General features: G+C 61.7%; 23 protein-coding genes. 1 reads left to right on the top strand and 22 read right to left on the bottom strand.

All coding sequences use genetic code 11. The features are described from left to right. Positions 1-51 precede the first annotated feature (51 nt). From RM533_RS06945 to RM533_RS06930, 4 genes are read right to left on the bottom strand one after another with little or no spacing between them, the layout of a single operon-like run. Positions 52-633 (bottom strand): class I SAM-dependent DNA methyltransferase, encoded by a 582-nt coding sequence (locus RM533_RS06945; RefSeq protein WP_311340501.1) that lies wholly within the window; start codon positions 631-633, stop codon positions 52-54. Beyond that, positions 620-1,360, bottom strand: a complete 741-nt coding sequence (locus tag RM533_RS06940; protein ID WP_311340500.1) for a PIG-L deacetylase family protein — start codon at positions 1,358-1,360, stop codon at positions 620-622. The genes RM533_RS06945 and RM533_RS06940 overlap by 14 nt, the downstream gene beginning before the upstream one ends. Continuing rightward, complete coding sequence (locus tag RM533_RS06935; RefSeq protein WP_311340499.1) at positions 1,357-2,514, bottom strand: acyl-CoA dehydrogenase family protein; 1,158 nt, start codon at positions 2,512-2,514, stop codon at positions 1,357-1,359. The genes RM533_RS06940 and RM533_RS06935 overlap by 4 nt, the downstream gene beginning before the upstream one ends. Further along, positions 2,514-3,662, bottom strand: coding sequence for a glycosyltransferase family 2 protein (locus RM533_RS06930; RefSeq protein ID WP_311340498.1), 1,149 nt, complete (start codon positions 3,660-3,662; stop codon positions 2,514-2,516). The genes RM533_RS06935 and RM533_RS06930 overlap by 1 nt, the downstream gene beginning before the upstream one ends. Positions 3,663-4,104: 442 nt before the next feature. On the opposite strand from RM533_RS06930, the gene nhaA reads away from it, so the two are divergent. Further along, complete coding sequence (gene nhaA, locus RM533_RS06925; protein WP_311340497.1) at positions 4,105-5,340, top strand: Na+/H+ antiporter NhaA; 1,236 nt, start codon at positions 4,105-4,107, stop codon at positions 5,338-5,340. 368 nt (positions 5,341-5,708) lie between these two features. Here nhaA and RM533_RS06920 read toward each other — a convergent pair whose 3' ends face one another. From RM533_RS06920 to RM533_RS06835, 18 genes are all read right to left on the bottom strand, one after another. Beyond that, on the bottom strand, positions 5,709-7,820 hold the full coding sequence (locus RM533_RS06920; RefSeq protein WP_311340496.1) for a TonB-dependent receptor: 2,112 nt from the start codon (positions 7,818-7,820) through the stop codon (positions 5,709-5,711). 54 nt (positions 7,821-7,874) lie between these two features. Further along, complete coding sequence (locus RM533_RS06915) at positions 7,875-8,597, bottom strand: NAD-dependent deacylase (protein WP_311340495.1); 723 nt, start codon at positions 8,595-8,597, stop codon at positions 7,875-7,877. 142 nt (positions 8,598-8,739) lie between these two features. Further along, positions 8,740-9,573, bottom strand: coding sequence for an alpha/beta hydrolase (locus RM533_RS06910; RefSeq protein ID WP_311340494.1), 834 nt, complete (start codon positions 9,571-9,573; stop codon positions 8,740-8,742). 10 nt (positions 9,574-9,583) lie between these two features. Next, positions 9,584-10,366: an SDR family NAD(P)-dependent oxidoreductase gene (locus RM533_RS06905; RefSeq protein ID WP_311340493.1), complete on the bottom strand. Its 783-nt coding sequence runs from the start codon at positions 10,364-10,366 to the stop codon at positions 9,584-9,586. Between the two features lie 98 nt (positions 10,367-10,464). Continuing rightward, entirely contained in the window at positions 10,465-10,965 is a 501-nt protein-coding gene (dps, locus tag RM533_RS06900) for a DNA starvation/stationary phase protection protein Dps (protein ID WP_311340492.1), read from the bottom strand. Between the two features lie 1,010 nt (positions 10,966-11,975). Beyond that, complete coding sequence (locus tag RM533_RS06895; protein ID WP_311340491.1) at positions 11,976-12,383, bottom strand: hypothetical protein; 408 nt, start codon at positions 12,381-12,383, stop codon at positions 11,976-11,978. Positions 12,384-12,532: 149 nt separating this feature from the next. Continuing rightward, positions 12,533-12,949, bottom strand: a complete 417-nt coding sequence (locus tag RM533_RS06890) for a DUF2147 domain-containing protein (RefSeq protein WP_311340490.1) — start codon at positions 12,947-12,949, stop codon at positions 12,533-12,535. 98 nt (positions 12,950-13,047) lie between these two features. Beyond that, complete coding sequence (locus RM533_RS06885) at positions 13,048-14,784, bottom strand: sedoheptulose 7-phosphate cyclase (protein WP_311340489.1); 1,737 nt, start codon at positions 14,782-14,784, stop codon at positions 13,048-13,050. A gap of 18 nt (positions 14,785-14,802) precedes the next feature. Then, positions 14,803-15,861, bottom strand: coding sequence for a D-alanine--D-alanine ligase family protein (locus RM533_RS06880; RefSeq protein WP_311340488.1), 1,059 nt, complete (start codon positions 15,859-15,861; stop codon positions 14,803-14,805). Positions 15,862-15,864: 3 nt separating this feature from the next. Next, positions 15,865-17,112 carry an ATP-grasp domain-containing protein gene (locus RM533_RS06875; protein WP_311340487.1) on the bottom strand — a complete coding sequence of 416 codons (1,248 nt, stop codon included), beginning with the start codon at positions 17,110-17,112 and terminating at the stop codon, positions 15,865-15,867. A 137-nt stretch (positions 17,113-17,249) separates the two neighbouring features. Beyond that, positions 17,250-18,065, bottom strand: a complete 816-nt coding sequence (locus RM533_RS06870) for an O-methyltransferase (protein ID WP_311340486.1) — start codon at positions 18,063-18,065, stop codon at positions 17,250-17,252. Continuing rightward, positions 18,062-18,901 carry a TauD/TfdA dioxygenase family protein gene (locus tag RM533_RS06865; protein ID WP_311340485.1) on the bottom strand — a complete coding sequence of 280 codons (840 nt, stop codon included), beginning with the start codon at positions 18,899-18,901 and terminating at the stop codon, positions 18,062-18,064. The genes RM533_RS06870 and RM533_RS06865 overlap by 4 nt, the downstream gene beginning before the upstream one ends. A 5-nt stretch (positions 18,902-18,906) precedes the next feature. Beyond that, positions 18,907-19,599, bottom strand: coding sequence for an HAD family hydrolase (locus RM533_RS06860; RefSeq protein ID WP_311340484.1), 693 nt, complete (start codon positions 19,597-19,599; stop codon positions 18,907-18,909). Between the two features lie 64 nt (positions 19,600-19,663). Then, positions 19,664-20,782: an NAD(P)/FAD-dependent oxidoreductase gene (locus RM533_RS06855; protein ID WP_311340483.1), complete on the bottom strand. Its 1,119-nt coding sequence runs from the start codon at positions 20,780-20,782 to the stop codon at positions 19,664-19,666. Beyond that, positions 20,770-21,456, bottom strand: a complete 687-nt coding sequence (locus tag RM533_RS06850) for a methyltransferase domain-containing protein (RefSeq protein WP_311340482.1) — start codon at positions 21,454-21,456, stop codon at positions 20,770-20,772. Before RM533_RS06850 ends, RM533_RS06855 begins: the two co-directional genes overlap by 13 nt. Next, positions 21,446-22,552: a type III polyketide synthase gene (locus tag RM533_RS06845; RefSeq protein ID WP_311340481.1), complete on the bottom strand. Its 1,107-nt coding sequence runs from the start codon at positions 22,550-22,552 to the stop codon at positions 21,446-21,448. Before RM533_RS06845 ends, RM533_RS06850 begins: the two co-directional genes overlap by 11 nt. A gap of 100 nt (positions 22,553-22,652) precedes the next feature. Continuing rightward, positions 22,653-23,663, bottom strand: a complete 1,011-nt coding sequence (locus tag RM533_RS06840) for a glycosyltransferase family 4 protein (protein ID WP_311340480.1) — start codon at positions 23,661-23,663, stop codon at positions 22,653-22,655. Further along, on the bottom strand, positions 23,663-25,279 hold the full coding sequence (locus RM533_RS06835; RefSeq protein WP_311340479.1) for an alpha-amylase family glycosyl hydrolase: 1,617 nt from the start codon (positions 25,277-25,279) through the stop codon (positions 23,663-23,665). Before RM533_RS06835 ends, RM533_RS06840 begins: the two co-directional genes overlap by 1 nt. Positions 25,280-25,297: the final 18 nt, after the last annotated feature.

The following is a 25,297-nucleotide window of genomic DNA, read 5'->3' as shown; positions in this document are numbered from 1 at the left end:
GGCGCCCGCCGGCACTCGACACTCAATCGGTGTGAGGCAAACCTGCAGGCGCTACGGCCTCGCGTTGCTTGCAAACAGATCCAGCCGGTAATTTTCAGCACGCTGGCGGTGCAGCACCTGCCAGGAGGCGGATCGCTCGAACAGATCGACCACCTCATCGCCGGTGAGCGGCAGATTGCTTTGACCGGTCCAGTTTACGAGGAGGCAATGGCCATCCTGCGCCAGCGCACCGCACGCAAGGCGCGCCACATCTGCTATTTCTTCCGCGCCAAGAAAATACAGCACTTCGGAAAGAACGACAAGGTCGAAGGCGCCAGCCGGCCAGTCAGCCGGCACATCTGCTCGCACCAATTGCACGCCGGCAAACGGCTTCAGCCGGTCCGATGCAAGCTGTAGCGCCGTGTGCGACGTGTCGAGCGCCACCAGCCGGTCGCACAGCGGTGCCAGCATGGCAGTGAGATAGCCAGTGGCACAGCCCACTTCCAGCGCGGTGCCGTAACATGCGCGCGGTAAGGCGGCGATTGAAGCCTCACGCTTCGCTCGCTCATACTCGCTGTGCGCGAAGTTCCATGGGTCAGGATCGCCGTCAAACAAGCGGTCGAACGTACCGGCACGGCCGTCATGCCCTGTCATGGAGGAATATCTCCGCTGAGCCGGCAAAATGTTCAATCAGTTTGCCAGGCATGATAAAACCGGTCGGATCATCGGCGACAAGCTGCGTCATCTGCGTTCGATGTGCAGCAATCGCCAGCGCCTTCAGGTGCTGGTGCGCCGCCGAAACAAACCGCACAACTTGTGCTCCACCGGCTCCGGCATCGCCAAACCGGCCCCATACGGCAAAGGACCACAGCGGCAAGACCAGCTTGGCGGCAAGCCGCTGTCCCAACTCGGCCGCGGCCAGATGATCGCAATGCGGATCACCGCGCCAACTGGTCCAGATGCTGCTGGCGCGGATGTGACCGGCAAGCGCGGCAAGCGCTGCCAGTTGCGCGTCTGACACCATTGCCGCCGAAGCGCGACCATCGGGCAGTTGAAGGCGGTGAACAGGCACGGGATTGCCGCCCGTCAGGATGGTCAGCGAAGATGCAAGTTCCTCCTGGCGCACTGCCCGCAGCCGATCCGATGGAAACTCGGATGAGCAGGGGTGCGACCCTTCGCCATCTGTCAGCAACACGATAGCGATGCTGCGACCCGCCGCTGCCGCCGCGGCCAGCGCCATGCCGCAGCCCAGCGCCTCGTCATCGGGGTGCGGGATGATCAGCAGCAGGCCCCGCCCCGGGCTCAGCAGGTCGAGCGAGGCAAGCGGCGCGTCGCGCGCCTCGTCGAGCAACCTGCCTGCGGCATGCTGCGGCACAGTCACGGCATGATCTCGCCGAACTGCCCGGTCTGCAAATGGGCAAGCACGGTGCCGTTTGTCAGTGCCTCTGCCGCTCGTGCCCGTTTTGCATCGGGCGCGGCCTGACACAGGTAGAACGCCAGGTCCCGTCTCACCCGCTCCACTGCAGTGCCTTCGAAGAAGGCCGCTGTGCCCAAGGCAGCCTCCACTAACGATATGGTTTTGCGGCACAGATCATGTATGACCTGCCGAGCGAGCAGGGACACTGCCGCTGCCTGTGGACCGGCCTCGCCGGCTTCTACCGCCAACGCAGCTTTCATGGTCCACATGCGGATCGTTTCCACGGCAATGGCAGCAGCCACCATGCGGTCTTGCTGGTGCGGATCTTCTGCCCTGCCCGACGCTATCAAGGCGGCGCGCAGCTGAGCATACAGGGCCGCCGCTGCCCCTCCATGCGCCGCGCAATAGCGCCATATGCCGCCTTCGAAAAAAGGTTCGGTAAAATATGCGTTCGGCTTGCCAAGCAGCCGGCCGGTAACATCCACGCTGTCGAAACTGTAGCTGCCCGAAGCAGTCGCGCGCATTCCCGACACGTTCCAGCCGGTCAGATCCATGCAGGCAGGGTCTGTCACCGGCACGACTGCCAGCTGGGTTGCGCCGTTCCATCTGGCAGTGATGATGGCATGATCCACGACGCCAAGGCCGGAGGCGAAACGCTTGCGCCCCGTCATGCGCCAGCCTCCGGCATCCTTGCAGAGCGTCACCGGGTGATCCGGATCGTCAGCGCCCCATACGCCCAGCATCGCGCCTTTGGAGACCGCCTCCCGCAGTTCGTCGAGAAGGCTGGCCGCCCCCAGCAGCATGACCAGCTTCACGGCATTTACGTGCCCTTCGAACAGGCGCGCGACCGACAGATTGGCAGCGCCAAGGTTCCAGAGCGCGGCGGACACTCCATACGTACCGGCAGCCTCGCACCCCCACCCGGCTCCGCCCCGGTCCTCTGGCAGGCACTTGCCAAGCCAGCCAGCTTCGCGCAGCCAGCCCGCCTCCTTGTCGAGGGTGGCGCCGATCCGATCTACCAAGGGGGCATGCTCCGCAATCCGCCGCAGCAGCGCAGCATCAGCTGCCTCGGCATCGGAACTGGTCGTGCAAAGCTTCTGAGCAGAGGGTGTATCCATCAGGCGACCGCTCCGCACGTCGTTGCATCAGCCGGGCCTGACAGCATCGAACCGGCACGTTCGTCCAGCGCACCTGGAGCAGGATTGCCGGACAGCCGCGTGTTCAACAAGGCCTGGCTCAAGATTTGTTCGCGCTCCACTTGCTGCATGTGCATCCTTCGCGCCTGCAATTGCGGCGTGTTGGTGCACAGCTCCAGGAAAGTCAGCTCGGCATTGGCGCAACCTGCCAGCGCCAGCCATGCATCGGCGCGGCGCTGCAACACCGATAGCGGGACCAGCGCTTCGTCACATGCGGGATCATCGCTCGTCGCGCGTTCAAGCAAGGCATCGCCCATTCCGCCTTTCGCCCGCGCGTCAGTCCGGCAGGAGGTGAGCACCCGCACATCAGCGGCTTCAACGATGCGCAAGCCATGCATTCTTGCCAGCAAGGCAAGTGCCTTGTCCTCCGCCACGGCAGGCGTCGGCAAACCGCCGATAGCCGCGTACGCTTCGGCACGCATGGCAAGGCTTGCTCCCATGGCGCCGATGAACAGCGGCGGCGCGTCCCTGCCTGCCCACCGCTGCCACAGGGCGATCATGTCATTGCGGTATCTGCCCTCCACGTCACCGCACCGCCGCACATTGCCGGGCAGCGCGTCGATGGCTTTCTCGTCCACGTCTACCGTGCCGCACACCAGCTGCGCGCCATTGGCGAGATGCGCCAGATTGCCGGCGATCCAGTCTTCGTTGACCACCGTATCGGCGTCGGTCGTCAACAGCGCGCCTGCAGGTGTCAGCAGTGCGCCGATGTCGAGCGCAAGCCGCCGCACGAACGGTGCACGGCGTATTGCCGCGTCGCAGGTGATCTCGATGACGACATGGTCGATGCCGTTCTGCATGGCCCAATCGGTGACAATCCGGGCCGAGCCGTCGCTGCTGTCATTTACAACCATGACCACCACGCCACCTGGGCACTGGCCCGACGCCGTGCGCAGGGCAGCAAGAGTAGCAGGCAAAGCGGCTTGCTCGTTCCTCACAGGCATGCACACGCACCACTCAGCATTGCCGGTGATCTGTGTCGTCAGCTCCAGAACATCTACCCGGTTGTCGAACGGCGCCGACCGCAGGATGCCGTCGATCTGACGCTCCACAAGGTCGCGGACCGTCACCGCCTGCGCTGGCGCAAGCCTCCCTGACAAACCGCCGATATTCTCTTCCTTAAATGCGGGCTGATGTGCGGGATTATGGCGCAAGACATTGCCTTTCAATGCAATTATACCGCAAACCTGCGCATGCGCGGTTTGGTTCCGATGCACACCAGGTGCATTGGTGCACACGATGGCGCGACGGAACGGCACGTGCAGCCTTCATATCGAATTACTTGTGTGTTTGCCGCGCCAGTACATTTGCCTGTGCATTGATCTTCTATTCTGCTGCACAACAGTTTCAGCTTTTCAACAATAACAGCATTCCCATCGACTAGAGAAGTCTGTATCGGAAGATATGTTATCCACGTGGTGGTATTTCGCCTGCGCTCCGCGGCTTGATCTTGAAGGATTTACATATGTTCCATAATCCGGTTTCTTTCACTCTGCTGGTGCGATTGCGCTGATGAGAGAGCCGGGAAACGAGAAGTCTGCGGGCACCCAGATCCTCGATTTCATCAACAAGGAATCGATCGGCGGTCTGGCGCTCGTCTGTGCTGCCGCATTCGCCATGATCTGGGTCAACGGCGGCGGCGAAGATGCCTACCGCAGTTTCTTTGCATTTCCGATCAACGTGGGCATCGGTGATCTTGCCATTAACAAGCCGCTCCTGCTGTGGATCAACGATGGGCTGATGGCGCTGTTCTTCTTTCTTGTCGGCCTTGAAGTAAAACGCGAGATCGTCACCGGACAACTCAACAGCTGGCACCAGGCAGCGCTGCCTGTCTATGCCGCGATCGGTGGCATGGTCGTTCCAGCGCTCGTGTTCGTGGCCATCAATGCCGATTATCCGGCAAACCTTTCGGGCTGGGCGATCCCGGCAGCGACGGACATCGCCTTTGCCCTGGGGCTGCTTGCCTTGCTGGGCAGCCGGGTTCCTGTCGCGTTAAAAGCGTTGCTGCTGGCCATTGCCATCATTGATGACATCGGCGCCATCCTCATCATTGCGCTGTTTTATACGGCCAATCTCAACCTTGTGGCACTCGGGCTCGGGTTGCTGCCGCTGATCGGCCTGTTCGTGCTCAACCGCATGGGAGTAGCGCGGATCCTTCCTTATGCGCTGCTGTCGCTGGTCCTGTGGGTGCTGGTACTCAAATCAGGCGTTCATGCGACGCTTGCCGGAGTCGCAGCAGCAATGTTCATCCCGATTGCGGTTGGCAAACAGCGCCCGCTTGAAAAGCTTGAACATGCGCTTCATCCTTTCGTGGCTTTCGTCGTATTGCCCGTGTTCGCCTTTGCCAATGCCGGGGTTGCCTTCACAGGCGGGCTTGACGCGCTGGCCGCGCCGCTGTCGCTCGGCATTGCCGCCGGGCTCGTCATTGGAAAGCAGGTCGGCATATTCGGCGCCTGCCTCGTTGCGACGAAAACCCGCATCGCCAGCCTGCCGCCTGACGTGACTCTCAAGCAGATTTACGGTCTGTCCTGCCTTGCCGGCATCGGCTTTACCATGAGCCTGTTTATCGGCGGCCTCGCCTTTGCCGATCCTGCGCAGATCGATGCGGTCAAGACGGGCGTCCTGTCAGGGTCATTCATCTCCGCTGTGATCGGCATGCTGGTGCTGGGTTTCGCAAGGCCGGAAAAGGCGCTGCCGGTCGCAACCGCACCTCGTCATGAAATCGAGAACGTACAAACCGATGCCTGATTTTCTCGCCTCCGACTGGCTCGGCACCCCGGTGTCTTCCCATGGCAGTCGAACAGCGCACCCCGATTGACATAAACCCGCTCATGCATGGCCAGCATGCCGGGAACAAGCGTGCTTCCCGACTCCGGATTGGCGGAGAACGCGATGCGGGCACTGACCTGGCGTAGCATCCAGCCGCGGGCGCGATTGCGCAAGAAGCCTGCGGCTTGCACCGGATGCAAGAACCGTTGGTGTTAGGAACGGTGGTTCAAGCCTCGCCCCCTTAATTCCTGAAGGGAGCATTGCCCGCTCACCCACGAGCACCGGGCCTGCCTCGACCTTTTAACTCTCCGCATGACAAGCGTGCAAAGGTGGCTTTATCGGGACAGTCAGAACGACATGCGGGCCGAAACACGAAAGTCCCGTCCAGCCAGAGGAGCATAGTCTTTCAAGAAACTCGCATGGCGGCGGGCATTTACATCAAACAGATTGGCAGCGATGAACATCAGACTGATCCTGCGGGATCGTGCCAACGGGCGCCACTCCAGGGAGGCGTTTACCAGTGAGTAGGCGCCAGTCGGTGTTTCCATCGCGATGACCCGGCCTTGCCTGAACACATGCTCAATCTCGAGGCGAGCATCGACCCGGGGGGTCTGCCCTTCGATGCCGGCTGCCATCCGCAGCGGCGGAATGCGTGGCACAGGTCCGCGTCCGATTACCTTTGCCCGGGTGTAATCTGCCAGTCCGTCGACGTTGATCTGGACAGGACCGACGGTTGCAGCGCGGGCAAAAACCTCTGCTTCGAAGCCCATGAATTCGGCATCTTCCTGCAGGAAAGCGAACACCGGCAGCCCATCCTCCACCGCGCCTGTCGCGCGTTCGTAGATGAACTTTTCAAACCGGGTGTAGAACGCCGAAAGATTGACTTCCAGGCGGTCATTCCAACTTCTGAGCGTTGCTTCGATACCATTGCTGCTTTCAGGATCGAGAGCAGGATTGCCGACTTCAAAAGCCTGCGTGCCGGCGTGCGGACCGTTGGCAAACAATTCCTCAGCACTTGGCGCGCGTTGCGAGTGAATGGCGTTGATCGACACGCGCAGACCATCGTTCAGGGCAAGGCTGGCACCGATCGAGCCTGATAATACGTCAAAAGCGCGGCTCACATCGGGATTGCCAAGCATTGCATCGGCCGTGGCAACGACATCCAGGTGTTCATAACGCGCACCAGCTTCGACTTGCAACCTGCCGAAATCATGGGATTGAAGAGTGAAGATACCAAGCTGACGGGTTTCGTTTTTCGGTACGAACTTTTCTTCGCCCACAACGTCGAAGTCCCGGATGAACAATTGCCCGCCAATCGCGCCGCTCCACCCGGCGCGCTTCGTCTGCACCAGCTCAAGCCTTGCTTCGATGCTCTGATTGAAAAAGCTGGTGCCGATCTCGCCGGTGTCCTCCAGCTCGTCGTGCCGATAATCGGCCACGCCTGCACGCACCCGCAGACTGTCGACAAAAGCATGCGCGAGATCAATCTCTGCGCGCAGGTCCGCGCGTGTCTGCCGGGCATGCAGCCTCACCTCTTCTGCCTGAGCATCCGGCGTGAGTGCGTAACGGACCGGCACGCCATATCGGCTGTCGAAGTGGTTGACTGAAAAACCCATGTTGCCACTGTCCACCACCATGGCTGCGCCGCCCGCGATCTCGTAGGTTTCAGCAGCGCTGTTCGGCAGGGTGCCGCGCAGCTCAGCGAGCGCGGCGACGTCAGGATCGCTGCTTGCCAGCGCGACCGCGCGTGCAGCAGGTACAAGGACGAAACCGCCAATATCCAGATCGTCGTTCCTGCTGTAGCTTCCATCGACGTGAAGCACGAACTTGCCGGCCAGCGGCACGTCGATTGCAGCCGAAGCGGCGCGTTCCTGCGAGGCAGAGCCCAGTGTCGCCAGACCCTCTGCATGGACGATCTCACCAGGGACCCTGCGCGGGATGCGATTGTCCACGACATTGACAACGCCGCCGATGGCTGATGAACCGAACAGCAGCGCTGATGGCCCACGTATGATCTCGATCCGGTCTGCTGTCAGCGGGTTTATCGCCACTGCGTGGTCGACAGACGTGTTGGACACATCAAAGCTGCCTATGCCATCGGTCAGCACGCGCACCCGTTCACCCTGCAGCCCGCGCAACACGGGGCGCGACGCATTGGGCCCGAACGATGTTGCCGAGACACCCGGTTGCCTGCTCAAGGTCTCGCCAATGGTCGAGCGTAACGCGCGGGTAAGCTCCTGCCCTGCAAGAACAGTCGTGCCGGTGAGCTGATCACGCTGCTCCTTGCGCAAGACGGCCGTGACCACGATGGTATCGAGCGGCTGCTCGTGGAAATCGTCACCCGGAGCGGCAGGAGTACTCCCGGTCACAACAACGTCCTGCGCCGCCGCCGGCATCGCCAGCATGGCCGCAGACAGGCTGCTCGCGACAAGCAGCACAGTAATTACTGATTTTCCCATGACCGGCTCCCTGATGCAGGGCGGTAATGATACATCATCACATGTCAAGCGAGATCACTTTGTGCCAGCAAGCATCTCATCGACCCAACCAGGGACCAGCCTGGTCGCCGGACCAATCCGGCTTTCGTCGAACAGATCCGACCCTTGCGAAGGATCGAGGTTGAGCTCCAGGGTTTGCACCCCGTTATCGCGGGCGATACGAACCAGACCCGCTGCCGGGTAGACAGCGCCTGATGTGCCGATTGAAACGAACATGTCAGCATTGTGCATGGCATCGTAAATGTCGGCCATCCGATAAGGCATCTCGCCGAACCACAAGATATCGGGCCGCAACGCCCGCGCTCCGCATTGCGGGCATTGTGGCCGATGCGACAACGCGCCTGTCCAGACAGACCGCATTTCGCAGGCACGGCACCATGCGTTCAGATGCTCTCCATGCATGTGGATGAGATTGAACGATCCCGCCCGTTCGTGCAGATCATCGACATTCTGCGTCACCAGCGTCACCGTCCCGCCAACCACCCGCCGGGGCCATTCTGCTTCGAGTCGGGCAAGCGCATGATGCGCTGCGTTCGGCTCCTTGGTCTGAATGGCAGCCCTTCGCATGTCATAAAAGCGCAGCACCAGATCGGGATCGCGCGAAAACGCTTCGGGCGTGGCGACATCCTCCACGCGATGATTTTCCCAGAGCCCACCTTCGGCACGGAACGTGTCAATGCCGCTCTCGGCACTGACTCCTGCGCCTGTAAGAACGACGATGTTACGACCGGTTGACATGGATGGAAACCTTGCAAGAATTGTGCCCAAGATGCTGAACCTGATGCGCTGCCGCGCCGTGGTTATCCTGCATGTCCAGCGTTGGCAGATTTACGCAAATGTTGTGATTAGCCGCAGATGCGTCGGCAGCCAGCATCTGCGGTCACTTCTCACTGCCCCGCAGAAACCGGCCGAGGCTGTCATAGCCCCTTTGCGTTACGGGCATGGCATCGGGCCACAGCATCCACAGGTGAGACAGCCCTTCCTCAATGTGGGCTGCGCACGACACGCCCGCTCGGCCAAGCGCCTGCACCAGCAGCAGGCTGTCATCGAGCAGAACTTCGTCGGTCGCAACCGTCAGCCATACGCGCGGCAAGCTGCCAAGATCGGCAAGCAGCGGCGATGCATCGGGCACAGCCGCTACATCGTCGCCGAAGCTTTGCTGCGCCAGATGAAGATCGTCGGCATCGTCGTTCATCAGATCATGCGCGGAATTGCGCTTGCGCGTCGTACTCAGCCCGGTGCGATCAGTATTAGGCGACATCAGCGCCAGGCTGCGTAGCTTTTCGGTTCGACGCAGCGCAGCATTCAGCGCCAACAGCCCGCCCGCGCTGTCTCCGCCGAGATCTACCGGGCCGTCGCAAGCATCCACAACCGCAAGCAGATCCTCAAGCGGCGCAGGCCATTCATGTTCGGGCGCAAGCCGGTAATCAGGCAGCAGCACCGGACGGCCGCAGCTTGCCGCGATCGCTTGCGCCATGGCCCGGTGCGACCGCGTCGATCCGAAAACCAGGCCGCCGCCATGCGCCCACACCACGGGTGCGCCATTACCCATGCCGATCCGTTCGCAGCACACCCCACCCATGTCCACGGATGTACCAGCCTGCGCGACGGGCGCGAGCCTGTCGAACGCTTCTCGCCGCTGTTCGGGAGAGCCGGACACCGGGTGCGCCTTGATATGCCGGGCCAATGCTGGCCAGCCCGTGGTCGCTTCCATTATCGGCCTATCACACGTCGATCGATCCAACCGAACCGCCATCCACGCGCCAGTTGGACCCGGTAACGAAAGAAGCGCGCTCACTGCAAAGCAAGGCGATCACAGATGCCACCTCTTCGGGTTTGCCGCGCCGGCCGAGTACCAGATACGGCCGCTTTTCATCCAGGAAGCTTTCAATTGCCTCGTCGAACGAACTGTCGTTCTTTTCCGCGCGCTTCTTCATCATGCCATCTGTCATCGGGGTGGCAATGAAAGCAGGCGCAACGCAATTCACCAGCATTCCGGACCCGGAATGCTGCATCGCGACGCTCTTGGCAAAGCTCAGGAGCGCCGACTTGGCCGCATTGTAAACGGTTTCATCAGGATAAGGCTGCGCCACGTTTTCCGACGTGATGAACACGACCCGGCCCCAGCCGCGCTGCACCATCGGCGGGCAGATCTGCCGGGCCAGCCGGACCGCGGATAAAAAGTCCACATCGAGTGGCTGCGCCCAATCGTCTTCGCTCATCGTCAGCGGATCGCCCTTGGCGCCCGTCACCCCGGCGGCATGCACCCAGATATCGATGTCTTTTCCCGCTGCCTCCGCCAGTTTGCGGCAGCCTGCATCGTTCGACACATCAGCCGCCGCATATTGAGCACCATACTTATCGGCAAGATCCTTGAGGCTGCTTTCCTCAAGATCGCTGAGAAACAGCTCGACGCCTTCATCCGCCAGCAACGCGGCAGTTTCGTGCCCCATTCCACCGGTCGCGCCAGTAATAAGCGCGCGTTTGCCCTTTATTTTAAGATCCATGAGGGCTTGTGCTTTCCAATGATGTAAGTGCACGCGGCCCGCATCTCGCTGCCATCACAGCGGCATGAGATGCGGGCATTCGCGCCAGGCGGGTGGCTTCAGCGGCCGGTGTTTGCAGCTGCCTCGTCGTAATGCGCGCCGATGAACCAGGCGTCCTTGTCGATGCCGCGACTGATTTCGGTGAACAGGTCCGCTGTGTCATCGTCACCAGCTTCGTCAGCCTGTTCAAAGGATTGGCGCAGGTTCTTGCCAAATGCGATGAAGCGCTTGGTCAGAGCTTCGACATGATCCTTCTGGTAAGTGATGTCCTGCGGATAGGCTTCAAGCTGGCTTCCCTTGGTGACGCCCTGCGCGGTGCCGCCCGTGTGGCCACCCAGGATGATCGAGCGTTCGGCAATGGTATCACTGCGCTCGCGCATGCGCTCGGCAATGGCGTCGAGCAGTTCGTGAAGGCCGATGAAGCTGGAGCCCTTGATCGTCCAATGCGCCTGCTTCACCGCAAGCGTGAGATCGATGCAGTCCAGCAGCCGCGCATTCAGCAGCTCGATCGACTTTTCGCGTGCCTTTTCTTCCAGACCCGAAACGTAAATCTGTTCCATCCTGTATTTTCCTTCCATGCTGTGTTGATGAGGCGCCGGACGGCGGCCGTTCACATTTCCAACCGGTCGCGCCAGCTTGTGTTCCCGTCCAGCATGTGCATCCGCCGGTGTCGAGGTTCAGAATAGATCAGGAAGCACGGCGCTTTTCTTCAGAACGCCCCGGCGAACCCGGCGGCGGAGCAGCGCGAGCCTTGCTTCAACCGGACAAACAGGCACAGCGCCATCTTCGTATGCATCCGCTGTGACAGTTGCGACACAATCGTCGGGGAATGATAAAGTGCAGCACCGACGTTTTTACGTCGCTGTCAATAAAACAGCCGTGCTGCGTCACAAGCAACCCGCGCGATGATATTCGGCGACAGTAGGCCGTTCAGTATTACCAGCAGGAGCGCCGTACCGGTGAGAACCTGCCACCATGGCGTTCACTCCGAAGGAGGCAAGCTCGTGCACAGAAGCAATTCCGCAAAAATGATCTCAAGCGGCAGATCCGGAATAACGCGTCGACACGATCACCAAACCCGCCACCGCATGGCAGCCACGCCGACAAGCAAGCAGCGAATGAACAGATGACAGGATCAACGCGGCAGCCAAGAATATCTTCAGCGCCGGCAGGTTGCTGCGTTGGCGTATCAGGCTTGGCATGCTGTTCAGCGTGGCGCCGCACACAGATGGCAGCACTGTCAGACCAGACAGCGCATGCCTGGGATTGTAGATAAACCGGCATTTTTGTCTGAGAGAATGCTGCCTGCTACCGCAGCAGCGACGGCTGCACCCGCGCCAATCATCGGGCTGGAACCGTGGATGTCAGCCACTGCTACATCACCGGCGCATGGCGTAGCGGGCATGCACAGGAACGTGCGGTGCGCTGGCAGTGAGCGGCAACGCAACCAATTGGATTACAAGGCAAGGGCCGCCACCGACCCAGAAGATCGGTCGCGGCCCTGTTGCTCTTTCATATGAGCTGCACGTCCGGCATCGGCCGACAAGAGCAGCCATCAGCGCATCATGGCTCAGCCTGCATCGGGTTCGCCGCCAGGCACGGCAGGATTGGCATCGGGCTGGCCGTCGCCATCGTTATCTACCGCATCGGGCTGTCCGTCGCCATTGGTGTCCCAGGTGTCGGGGGTGCCATCGCCACGCTGGTCCCAGGCATCCATGACGCCGTCGCCATCGCTGTCGATCGTGGCAGGCGGCGCCGATGGTGCAGGCGCTGCATCCGTCTGAGCCGTCATCGGCGTACGACCGGGCATGGACTCGTGACCGGGCATGGTCTCGTGGCCGGGCATGGACGCATGGCCATGCATCGGCGTTTCTGCCACCGCCGGATCCTGTGCCATCAGGTCCGTCTGGGCAAACGCCAGGCCCGAGCCCATCATCATGCCGCCTGCTGCAAATGTAAGAAGCAGTTTCGTGTTCATCGCAAATCTTCCTTTTCATCCCCTGTGCCGCGGAGGTGCGGCAGCAGCGATGAACGGCAGATTGCCGGCAGGACGAGCCGTGCGCGATTACGGCTCAAAGGTCCTGAAGCGCCATCGGGCAGAGCTGTCGCGTCGCTGCTGCCTCGATCCTAATTGGCTGATGTCCAGCGCTGCGTGCGGCAGACAAACAACACGCATCCCTTGGCTTTCAGGATGTTGCCATCGCGTTCAACAATGGATTTGTACCATTTGCCGCCTTCGGGATCGTAGATGCGGCCGCGCCAGTCCTTGCCTTCATCGGTAAACCCGCTCAGGACCTTGATCCCTAACACGGGCCGCTTGCGCAAGCCTTCGTCGGGATTGTTGCGGTCCAGCGGCGGACCGCCGGGTGGCCCCTTGAGAATTTTCGACACGCGTCCGCATATTCCCTCACCGCATTGCGCGATGGTGATGACAGCCTTGCCATCTTGCGTGGTCCACCGCCCGGTAATCGGCTCTGCGCCATGCGCCGGCACAGCAGATGCACAGCCAATGAGCATCGCGGCGGACAGGATCAATTTGTGCATGGAATGCTACGCTCCGGAAAACTGTTCACTGGACACCGGCGGCGGACGACCAGCGCGATGTTCTTCAACCGAACATTGTCGAACTCTGCACCTCGGAATCATGCCTCCACCAACGGCGGACTGTTTACCGAAGGATCCTCAAGCCCGACGTCACTGCACATCGGCTCCATGCCGACGCCGTCTCTGGGATAACCCTGACACAGCGTCCGGTATTCGCCAATAGCCTCAAGCAGTTCATCCTCGGTGAGGTCATTGAGGTAGCCGCACTGTCCGATGCCGCCGCTCGGCACCGGAGCGACCAGATTGCCACCGCGCTTCTGCACGATCTTGCGATGGCTTTCGCGCATCACTGTCTCGTTTTCCAGGATGTCGTGCCACAAGCTCAGCCCGTAGCCACTGATAAGCGCCAGGATGCGGTGCATTTCCTCCTGCGTGATCCAGCCGGTTCGCATGGACAGGAATGCACCCAGACCCATGCCGATCGCCACTGCATGACCATGGAGCAGCCCTACCCTTATCTCAAAGCCCGGCGACCATGTGTGACCATATGCGTGCGGGCGGCATTGATGCGTTTCGTAAAGATTGTCGTACTCGGCCTCGATGTAGGATTTGAGCGCTCCTGCCAGGACCTTCTGCGACAAGGCATGGATCGGATCGTCAGGCGTGCAGTTCACCGTGCCGAAGCGGGTTTCCACCAGGCGAGACATGCCATCTTCCAGATCGGCGAACAGCACCGCGTTCTTGACCACGGCCATCTTGATGATTTCGGCAATGCCATGCCGGACCCAACCTTCGCGCAGGCTGCCAAAAAAGAACCGATCCGTAAGCGAAACGACCGGCGGGTGATATGCTCCCAGCAGATTCTTGTAACCAAATCCGTCGCAGCAGGTCCGCGGGCTGGGCCCGGCATCGATGCCGGTGACAATGGATGTGGACAGCATCACATAAGGGGTGTTGCGTCCATACAGCGCGCACGCAAGACCGCCTGTATCGGCAAGCACGCCGCCACCCATGATCAGCACCGGCTCGTGCCGGGCAATGCCCACGCGCTTCAGCTCGCCGAGCATCTTTTCGACCGTGGCTATCCCCTTGTCGATCTCCATCGCCCGAAAGACCATCTTTTCAAGCGGGATGTCCTGCGCCGCGAAATAGCTGCTCAGCCGATCGCCGTAATGCTCCTCGACATTGTGATCGATGAAGCACACGCAGCGGCCCAGCGGGTGATAGATATCGCGCAACGTCCGGTTGGCAGGGTCGAGCACATCGTCCACCACCTTGATCGATGCAAATGTGCTGACGCTCATCACCGCTTCGACAGTGCGTTCATCGGCGCTGCTTTCCACCGTGCCATCCGATATCCGGTAAGGCGACGTGGGATACAGCGCATGTGGATTTTCGGTGACAAGCCGCGCGCATAATGCGCTGAAATGCTGCTGCGTTGCAGGATCGGGGACCATGTCCACGACATATTCCCGCAGCTTGACCGAACCAAGGCTGCTGTCCCTGTCAAGCAGCGTTGCGAATGCATGCCATCGCTCGCCACCCTCGCCAAGGGCAGCGAGTGCCTGCGCCAGATGATGAAACACCTGCGCCACCGGCAGGTTGAGCGCACCGCGCAGCATCCGGCAGGCAGCAATCGCGTCAACCGCATCACGCGCGGCAAAATCACGCCCGAACGCAGGAGAAAATACCGGAGCGGCAATCATCGTCTCGAGCAATTCCTGAAATGCAGGCGCCATTGCAAGCCGGTCAAGTTCCTCCTTGACCCGCACGCTGGTGTCGGGCGCAGGAGTGGAGGCGGCAAAATGGGTCAGCGTTTCTACAAGGCTCGTCATATTCAGATCTTTCCAGCGTCAGTGCAGCACAATATCCTGCGTATTCGCAAACTCTTGCCTGGCATCATCGACCATCCCTGCAAACAGGTCGGGAAGCGAAATGCCCGCCGCTTCTGCCATGACAACGATGACTGATTGCGGAGAAAAAGAGCAATAAGGCCCCGCCTCGAGAAACCAGGCGCGGTTCTGCCTGTCGATGCGAAAATCGAACAATCCATACTGCCGGCAGCCGAGCGCGCGATAGCAACGCAATGCCGCCTCGTGTAACACCGGCACGACAGGGTCATCTGGTGCAACAATCCAGGTTGATGCGGCGTCCTTTGCCACAAGCCTCAGCCCGCCATCGGCAGTCGGCGCCAGCTTGTCGCTGCGGGTGCGGATCGGGCGCACATCGGCGTCGACCGGATATTCCTGCGGAAGCAGGCAGACCCGTTCGCCAGCCCGGTCGATGATGCCGCAGCGCAACTCACGTCCCGGCTCGATGAAGTCCTCGACAAGAGCCACGTCGCCAAAACGCCACGCTGTCAAAAGTGCCTCACGCAGTTCTTCTTGCGCGCGCACAAGGCTGACCCCATCGGAATTGTCCGCAACTGCAGGCTTCACGATTGCCGGCAAAGCCACAGCAGGAACAGGTCCATCAGCATGAACGACAATGCCGGAAGGCACGTTTACTTCGGCGGCGGCCACCACGGCACGAGCCAGACGCTTGTCCGCCGCCAACCCCATCTGCACAGGCGGATTGCCGATATAGGGTATGCCGAGCAGATCAAACAGCCCGCGCAGGCTGGTCATCCCGGCATGGCAGAACATCTGCGGCAGACCGACTGCAACCGGCAGTTTCGCTATCGCCGCGACAGCCTGGGCAAAGGACAGCGCTGGCGCACGTTGAATAGCCGTGGTTTGCGCCGCATCAGGCATGGACCAGACACCGCCGGGCGCGACATGCAGCAAGACAAAGCGAAATCTTTCGTCTGCCTGCAATGCGTCGATGCAGCCCCTGGTATAGACCAGCGAAAGCTCAGCCATTTCCCGGTTGGTGGGAGAGCCGAACAGGCACAGGATGTCGACTGCGTTCATCGCTCAGTCTCCGCCATCCTGCACCAGCTTGCCGATGTTGAAATCGATCCGGAGCCAGCCCCGCCCCTCCCGAAGATCGGTGAGCAGCAGTGCTGGAATATGCCAATGATGCAGCATCAGGAACGGCAACGGGTCGCGCCAGTCGAACACCGCATCGCGCCCGTGCAGCAGGATGCGCATCCGGTCCAACACGCCCTGCCCACGTGCCGCTGCCTGCGCCAGGCGCCAGATCTCATGGTACAGCCAATAGGTGGCGCGGGCGCCGAGCGCAGGCTCAAGCGGCCCGTCGCGCTCTGCACGATGGCCCAGGTAAGCCGCCGGAAGGCCCGTTTCGCCGCCGAACAGGGTAATGGCTGAATGGGTGCGCGGATTGCACTCGATGGCATAAAGCTGCCCGTCGTCATCGGCCTCGATGAAGTCGAACGAAACCTGTCCTGTCAGGGGCGGATCGGCCACGAACCGTTCGACCCAGTTTCGGATGTCTGGCCGGTCCAGCGCGGCATAGTTGATCTGAAAAGGAGAGGATGCGCAGGCGCAGTGCACGGTAAGCCGCCCGTCCCGCACCGTCCCATGCGTGCAATATTCGTCGCCAGCGATGAACTCCTGCATGATCCATGGGTTCGAAGGCGAAATGGGCAGGGAACGTGCATAAGCGCTCGTCTGTGCTGCGGTCGGGCGTGGCAAAAAGGTAAGATCGAGCCGCCGCACCGCATCATAAGCGATACTTTTCAAGATGTACGGGCGTGTCTCTGAGGAAAAGTCGAACTGTTCCACCTCGGCAGGATCGGTAATGCGAAACGAACGTGGCGCAGCAAGCCCCTTCTTGCGGGCAGCCTGTGCAAAGCGAAACTTGTCGTCCACACGATCAATCTGGTCAGGTGCAAGGTGGATAATCTCGCAAAAGTCGCGCAAGGCGGGTATGGCAAGGCTGTCATAATGGCTGGACACCGGGCTGCACACCGGCACGTAAACATCCACGCCATGGCTTCGCACGATTTCGCGCAGCGCCGCCACATAATCGGGCGACTGCGGTTCGGGCACAGTGACAAACTGGTCTACTGCATTGGAAAACCGGTGCCCGGTAACCCTGTATTTGTAAGTCTCGGCAAGAATGACACGGTGCCCGGCGGCGTGAAACGATCGGGCAAGCTGCAAGGCTTTCGTCATCTTGCCGCCGCTGATGAGAACGGTCCTGCGCTCCTCGAGCGCCAGCTTCGTCCGGCGTGCCGGCACAAAGGTAATGGCGATCATGGCTAGGGACACAACCGCTGCACAGGCCGGCAGGACAAGTGCAAGCCCGCACAAAATCGCAAGGGTCTTTACCCGCGGAGGGACCGCAATGGGGCGCCGTTGCACTCTTGTGGGTGAGGGCAGCGCTGCACTTGCCATCAGGCGCGCTGGATCAGCGTGACACCATCACGCATTGGCACCAGGACCTGCCGCAGTGACGGATCATCGGCTACCCTGCGGTTGAAAGCGGCAATGGCGCGGCCGTTGTCGCTCGCCGTGTGCGGCAAATAGGCCTGCCCCTGCATCAAGGTGTTGTCGACGCAGATCAGCCCGCCCGGAGAAAGCAGGTCCAGCTTCAGAATGATGTCGAGATAGCCGATGTAACCACTTTTGTCGGCATCAATGAAGATCAGGTCAAACGGTGTTTTGTCCGCCATCTCCCGGAGCGACTGCGACGCCGGTCCGACCCGCACCTCGATCTTGCGACCTGCCGCGTGGTCGAACCCGCGCCGCGCGAAATCGGCGGCAAAGCTGTCCAGCTCGAGTGCCACCAGCACCCCGTCTTCAGGCAGCGCTTCTGCCATGGCGAGCGCCGAATATCCGGTGAACAGCCCGATTTCGAGGATCCTGCGCGCGCGGGTTGCCGAAACGAGCATACGCAGGAACTGACCTTCGACATGCCCGGACAGCATTTCCGCTTCCAGCGCCACTTGCGAATTGCCGGAGGAGAACCGCTGCGGCCAGGGTTCCTGGGCAGTGCGGCGGTCAATCGCCTCCAGCGCTGGAGAAGCAGGCGATGTCATCTGCTCGACATAAGGGTCGAGCCCGCCGACAAGTGCTGCAACGCGACGCAGACGCTCACCAAAATCTTCAGACCTATCAGTATCTTTAGCAGCAAGTCTCGCAAGCTCTCGAAGCTCCTGCGCCGCAAGGCCGAGCGGCGTCACCGGGCGGAGCGCGGGCTGGTCGTTCAATGCATCATTCCTGTCGTGATCAATTCCGGCACATGGTTACGCTGCTTGTCAGCACAGGAACCCTGCGCGGGAACGGGGTGTTCGCCCAGGACCATCCCGCGGTAGAATACCCGCTCCCCTTCCACCGCGCTATGATCCGCCCGGTGCATGGTCAACCTGTCATCCCACACGACAATGTCCCCGGCGCACCAGTGATGGCGGTAAAGTTCGCTCGCGCGGATGCTGCGCTGATAAAGTGCGGCAATGACACGTGCGCCCGTTGCATCGTCGGTATCGCTGATGCGGTCGCAGCGTTCCGGCGTCGACAGGAACAGGGCGGTCTCGCCTGTTTCGGCATGGCGCCGCAAGGCAGGGTGCCACGTCTTTGCCATGGTGCCGTCAGGCTGAAGCCAGGCATGGCGAATGCTACGCAATGCCAGCCAGGCGCGCGTCGCCGCCGGCAATTTTGCTGCAACCCGCACCTGATCGCTGAACAGCGTTGCGCCACCTTTCTGCGGGACATGCACCGCCTGCAGCGCGGTAAACGCTGGCGGACGCGCGACATAGCTGGTGTCGGTGTGAAATACACTGCGTGGCGGCCGGGTGCGTCCGACATTCGTCACCAGATTGAGTCGAGGCTCCCCGTCCACCGCGATCTCGCCATCGGTAAACATCATCTCGCCAAGCAGCATGAGCACATCTGCAAAGCCTGTGGCGTCCATCTGCTGATTACGAAACACCACCACCCGATGCCTGCAGATCAACTCCCGCACCGCCTTGATGCTGTGCGTATCAAGGCGGTTCAGCGCAAGATCACGCACTTCAAGGCCAAAGGGTCGCAGATGCTGCGCCCGCATAGCGTTCAGGCGATCCGGTCAAGCAATTGCGGATCAAGCCCGGAACCATTGTCAAGGCTTTGCAGCACCAGATCGGCCTGTGAAACGTCCTGATCGGCGGTAAACGCGCCTCTGGTGGCAACGACCTCAACACCCGCACGGCGGGCAGCAGCGACGCTGTTTTCGGTATCTTCAATCGCGATGGCTTCTTCAGGTTTTACGCCGAGCGCACGCAGCGCCTTTTCATAGGCATCGGGCGCGGGTTTGCCACTCTCGACATCGTCGCGCACCACGATGACGTCAAAATCATCGGCACTGATCGCGCCGTTTGCCGAAGCAAGCACAGCATCGACATTGGGCCGGTAAGTCGTCGTGACAAACCCCAGCTTCATGCCCTCTTCCTTGGCTTTGCGCACCAGTGCGGCAACGCCGGGACGAATGACATCGCTACTGGAACGCACCTCCTCACATGCGATTTCGGTCTTGCGCTTGTGAATGGCGTCGATCTTGTCCTCGGACAGATTTGCACCGGTTGCCTTGGCGAGGAGCGTCAGTCGTTCCTTGCCACCTGCCTGGCCAAGCAGTTGCGCATAGGTATCCTTGTCCCACTGCCATTCGACATCATGCTCGCGCAGCGCCTGATTATACGCCCTGCGCTGAATGTCCGACGTTTCGGCAATTGCGCCGATGGATCCCAGAAGAAGCGCTTTCTTGGCCATGCAAAAATCTTTCCGACAAATGTTTCGTCCTGGAACGCTGTATGTGCGCTTTGGTTTCGTGACGTCACAGCGACAGACGCTGCAACGCGCCTGGGCCTGACTGTTTGCGCACATCGATGCGGGTGAGTTCCATGGTCGTGTTCACCACGAAAGGCAGCAGCCGCGCCAGCGTCACTCCCCAGTCGGCCAGCGCGTCGCGTTCGGCAATTGCACGAGCCGCCCGGGCCAGCATCACCGGTCGCTTCGCCCGCCTGGCAAAGGCCCGCTGATATGCCGGCGCTGCCTCTGCACCGCCAGCGAGCCAGTAGCGCGCGGCCATCATCCCGCTTGCGAGCGCAATCGAATTGCCCTCGCCTGCCAGCGACGGGATGACTGCTGCCTGATCGCCGAGCCTGAACAGACCCGTTCGCGTCGACTGCGCGATCCAGCCATAGGGTACAGAGCCGATCGTCTCTACCCGATGGTCCTCCCAGCCTGCAGCAAGCCGATCCGCAAAGGCGGGGTAGGCTTGCGCCAGCCGTTCCACCAGCACCTGCGGCTCGCTGCCTGCAGACGCCAGCAGCGATTTCTTCAACGCCAGGCAGATATTGAGGCTGCCGCCTTCCTGCATGACGATCCCGGCATAGCCGCCGTGAAACAGGTGAAGCTCGATGCTGCCGGATACACGCTGCGACACCTGCTGATCGAACGGGAGCCGCAGCCGCAAACCAAGCGCCGGATCAGCGTCGCGTCGCGGCCGGCGCTCGCCCCGCACGTCATGTTTGCCTGATGCCAGGAAAATAGCGGATGAGCGCCAGTCGCGGCTGCGTCCGATCAGCCTGTCGCCTTCGACAGACCGGATCACGTCGACCTCAAGCCGGGCGCCAAGCTCCAGCGCCCGATGGCGCAGCGCTTGATCCAGTGCGTGCCGCGACAGCCCCGTTGCGGGATGGGGCAGCGGCACCGACACCTGCCTGGTGCGGGAAAACAGCCGCAGCCGGTGCACGCGATGTCCGCCAAGCTGCAAGACTGGCACACCAAGTTCGGAAAGGCTGCGCAGCGTCTGCCAGCTCAGGAAGCCGCCGCACAGCGGATCATCCACCTGTGCCGCTCGGTCGATCAGGACAGGCGCCGCGCCACCTTGCGCCAGGACGATCGCAGCAGCGCACCCCCCCGGCCCTGCGCCAAGGATCAGCGGATCCATTCGACGCACAACCGGAATGGAAACTGGCGGCGCACCATTGCGCCCTCGATGCCGGCCTGCGCCAGCAAGGGATACCATTCGGCCGGGCGGTAACTGCGCGCGATGGACGTGCGACCATCCAGCCTCACCATCGGATGCCAGCCCATCAGCCGCGCCAGCAGCGGGTAGGCGGCATGCGCAAAGCCGTGACGATGCAGATCATTGATAAACCAGCCAAGTCGTGCCTCCTGATGCTGAAACCGGAGGAAGGCCACCAACTGCTCCTGGGTCATGTGGTGGGCAACCAGGCTCGAGACGATGCAGTCCCAGCCCTGCCCGCGCAGATCTGCATAATCGCCGGTAACATAGCTGATCGGGGCACTGCCTGATGTAAGGCGACGGGCCGCCGCCTCGCTGCGCGGATTGAGATCGACACCGACGAGATCGGCAGCAATGCCGCGCCGCTGCGCCCAGGCGGCGATCCGACGCAACATGTCGCCGTTGCCGAACCCCACGTCCAGCAGCTTCAGCCGCTTGCGACCCTGCAGGGCGCGCGCAAGGAAGCCGAGCGTCGGGCGATAGGCAAAGGTGGCGCGGTTGACCTTTTCCAGATCCGCCAGCACCGCGCCATAAACATGAGCGTCCAGCGCGGGATCGTCCATCAACTCGTCCGCGATCAGCCGTTCATGCAACATGGCCGTCGTCGCCTTCTTCGCTCCAGCCAAAGCGGAAGCCTTCCATGGCAAGCCCTGGCCCGAACGCCAGTGCAACGCCATTGGCAGGGCGGCGCGCCATCGTGCCCTGCAACGCAAACAGGAGCGTGCCCGACGACATGTTGCCATAATCGCGCAGCACGTCGCGTGACAGGTCCAGTGCGCCTGCCGGCAGGTCGAGCGCGCGCTGCACGGCATCGAGAATGGAGCGCCCGCCCGCATGCACTGCCCAGGCATCGATTGCCGCGATCCCGCCCTTGCCGCCAATCCGGGCAGCAACCGCAGGATCTGCCAATGCCTGCGCCAGGCGGGCAGGCACTTCGCCGGACAGATGCATGGCAAAGCCTGAATCGCCGATTGTCCAGGTGATCATCGCATCGCTGTGCTCAAGCGCCAGCGACAGTCCTTCGCCCAGCAGCAGCCCTTCGCCCGCCGTGCTCACCAGCGCTGCTGCTGCTCCGTCGCCGAACTGCAGCATGGCAAGCAGCGGCTCCAGACTGGCGGCAGGTTGCAGATGCAGGCTGCTCAGCTCCACTGTCACCACCAGAACCCGGGCCGCCGCGTCAGACTGCGCGATATGGCGCGCCGTGCGCAGGGCAACGGCGCCGGCATAGCAGCCCATGAAACCGATCAGAACCCGCTCCACCCGATCGGACAGGCCGCATTTGCGCGCGATGATCTGATCGATGCCGGGCGCGACAAACCCGGTGCAGCTTGCCACGACCAGATGGGTGATGCCGTCTGCGCATCCGCTTGCGCCCTGCGCCGCGAACAGCCGATCAATTGCCCGGATCGCCAGCGCCGGCGCCTCTGTTGCATAGATGCGCATCCGTTCCGCCGTGCCGGGCGGCGTCGCGCGGGCATAGAAGCTGCCGGGCTCTAGCCGCGCGTCGGCAGCAGACAGGATCGACCATCGGTGCTCGATCCCGGCGCGGTCGCACATGCGTTCGAACAGCTTTGCCTCCCGCGGATCGGCAATCTGGCGTCTGGCCCATTCGCGATAGGTAGCCTGCACATCGCTGTCGGGAACGGCTGTGGCAATGGCGTTGATGCGGGCAGCGGGGCGGGATGATTCCATCAGTTTTCGAGCGCTCTTGACCTGCCGAGCGTTCCCTGCACATGCGCCGGAAAGCCGCAAGGATGGCTGCTTACTTCCATCAGGGTCCCTTCACAAGCCGCTATGCCGCCAGGATCGAACGATAGAGTGCCACATAATCATCCGCCATCCGCTCGACGCTGAATTTTCGTGCGACCGACTGGCGGACAGCGGCCCGGTCCAGCTCCCCTGCACGCTCCACCGCCGCTGCCGCCTCTGCGGGCGTGTCGACCAGAAAGCCGTTCAGCCCGTCCTCGATCAGCTCCGGCATGGAGCCGCGCCTCGTTGCAATGACAGGAGTGCCCGATGCCATCGCCTCTACCACCGACAGTCCGAACGGCTCTGCAAAATTGATGAGGTGGAGGAGGGCGCGCGCCGACCCAAGCGCACGCAGACGCTGTTCACCACCCACCAGACCATGAAAGCGGATCTGCGTTGCATCAAGCTGCGGAACGATCCGTTGCGCGTGGTAATCATGGTCCTGAACGAGGCCGAACATGTCCAGTCCGCAGCGCGCGGAACGGGCTGCTGCAATCGCTTCGGCCGCGCCCTTGTCGGGATGAATCCGGCCAAAGAACAGCAGCCGTTCACTGCCGGCCGGATCGAACAGGAAACTGTCGACATCGATCCCGTGATGGATCGTGGCGGCATAACGCAGCTTTGGGTGCCGGTCCGCCGCGCTGATCGCGACGAAATGCACGCGATCTTCGAACGGCTTGTACATCGGCAGAATACGCTCGGATGAAAAGCCGTGAACTGTCGTCACCACCGGCGTGGCGACCAACGGAGCAAAGGCATGGGCCGGAAAATCGGCCTGGTTGTGAATAAGGTCGAACTGACTGGCTTGCGCGAACAGATGCGCAAGATGCCGATATTCCCACACCTTTGCATCGATCGACGGATCCTCGCCATAGGATGCCGGCACGATCGCATCGAGCGTGGCGCTCGTCACGCTGTCCCTGGTGGCGAACAGAGTGACGTGGATGCCGCGTGCCACCAGCGCTTCTGTCAAGAGGCTTGTGACCAGTTCCCAAGGCCCATACTGGCGTGGAGGCGTGCGCCAGGCGATCGGCGCGAGCATCGCAATCCTCATCAGGGCAGCTCCGCATAACGCAGGATGACGCCCTCATCGGGCAACAGCTTTATGACACCGGCCGCAACATCATGCGGTGCAAACGTCCGGCAAGTGGACAGCAGCATCGTTGCCGCGCGGTCAAGCGACACCTGTGCATCCCCACTGCCGAGGTTGAGGAGAATGAGAAACGCTGCGTCATCATCCTGTCGTTCAAAGGAGAGGAGATTGCCACCATGCGCGCTTACCTTGTGAATGCGCCCGGTATTTAAAGCTGAGAACCGGCGCCTGATGCGCAGCAACGCACGGGTCAGCGACAGCATGGAGTCTGGATCATGCTCCTGCGCGGCGACATTGCGGGTGAGCCAATCGGGGTTCAGCGGCAGCCATGGCTCCACCGTGCTGAACCCGGCATGCGCGCAGGCATTCCACGGCATGGGGGTTCGTGACGGGTCGCGGCCGATGTCGAGGCCGGGCTGACGCAGGTGCTGCGGGTCCCGGATCCGGTCAGGTGGGATAGCGACCTTGCCAATGCCAAGCTCGTCGCCCTGGTACAGCGTCGGCGTGCCGCGCAAGGTCAGCAGCAGCATGACCGCCACGCGCGCCTGCGCCTGTCCCAGCCTTGCGGCGACGCGCGGCGCATCATGGCTGCCCAGCACCCAGTTCGGCCAGCCATGCGCTGGCAATGAAGCTTCATAATCCACAATGATGCGCGCCAGCGTTGCTGCATCCCACGCGCAATCGAGAAGCCCGAAGTTGAACGCCAGATGCACTTGCGGGCGTTCGGGCGTGCCATGCCAAGAAGCAAGCCGCGCCGGCGGCAGGCAGATTTCGCCGATCAGCACCCGGTCGTCATAAGTGTCTGCCAGCTGCCGCATTTGTGCAGCAATTTCATGCGCTTCTGGCTGATCGGTCGAATGTGTCTGAAGCACGCGGTCGCGTTCCGTGCGATCTGCGGTCCAGTCGGGATTGGCCGGATTGTCCGCAAGATCAGCCGCCTTGACGATGTGCCACAGGACATCGATGCGAAACCCGTCCACCCCGCGGTCCAGCCAGAAGCGCATCACATCAAGCATGGCTGCGCGCACACCTTCGTTGCGCCAGTTGAGGTCCGGCTGCTCCTTCAGGAAGGCGTGCAGGTAATATTGACCGGTCCTTGCGTCCCACTTCCAGGCAGAGCCGCCGAAATCGCTGATCCAGTTGTTGGGCGGGCCACCGTCTGTTGCACCGTCGCGCCAGATGTACCAGTCCCGCCTGGGATCGTCGCGCGACTTGCGGCTCGCCAGGAACCACGGGTGTTGATCGGAACTGTGGTTGGGCACGAAATCGAGCAGCACTTTGAGGCCACACGCATGCGCCTTGGCCAGCAGGCGGTCGAAGGCAGCAAGGTCGCCGAAGATTGGATCGATATCGCAATAATCGGCTACGTCATAACCAAAGTCAGCCATCGGCGACGGAAACACCGGCGACAGCCACACCGCATGGACACCCAGGGCAGCAACATGGTCAAGTCGGGCCTCGATCCCGGCAAGATCGCCGATCCCGTCATTGTTGCTGTCGGCAAAGGAGCGCGGGTAGATCTGGTAGATGACGCCTGCCTGCCACCATGCAAACCGCCCCGAACCCGGGTCGCTCACAGCGCAGTGACCTGCGCC

The organism is Croceicoccus esteveae (genome assembly GCF_031846435.1).
Classification (GTDB): Bacteria; Pseudomonadota; Alphaproteobacteria; order Sphingomonadales; family Sphingomonadaceae; genus Croceicoccus; species Croceicoccus esteveae.
Note: the sequence above shows the minus strand (reverse complement) of the source record. Positions and strands in the feature narration are given on the sequence as shown.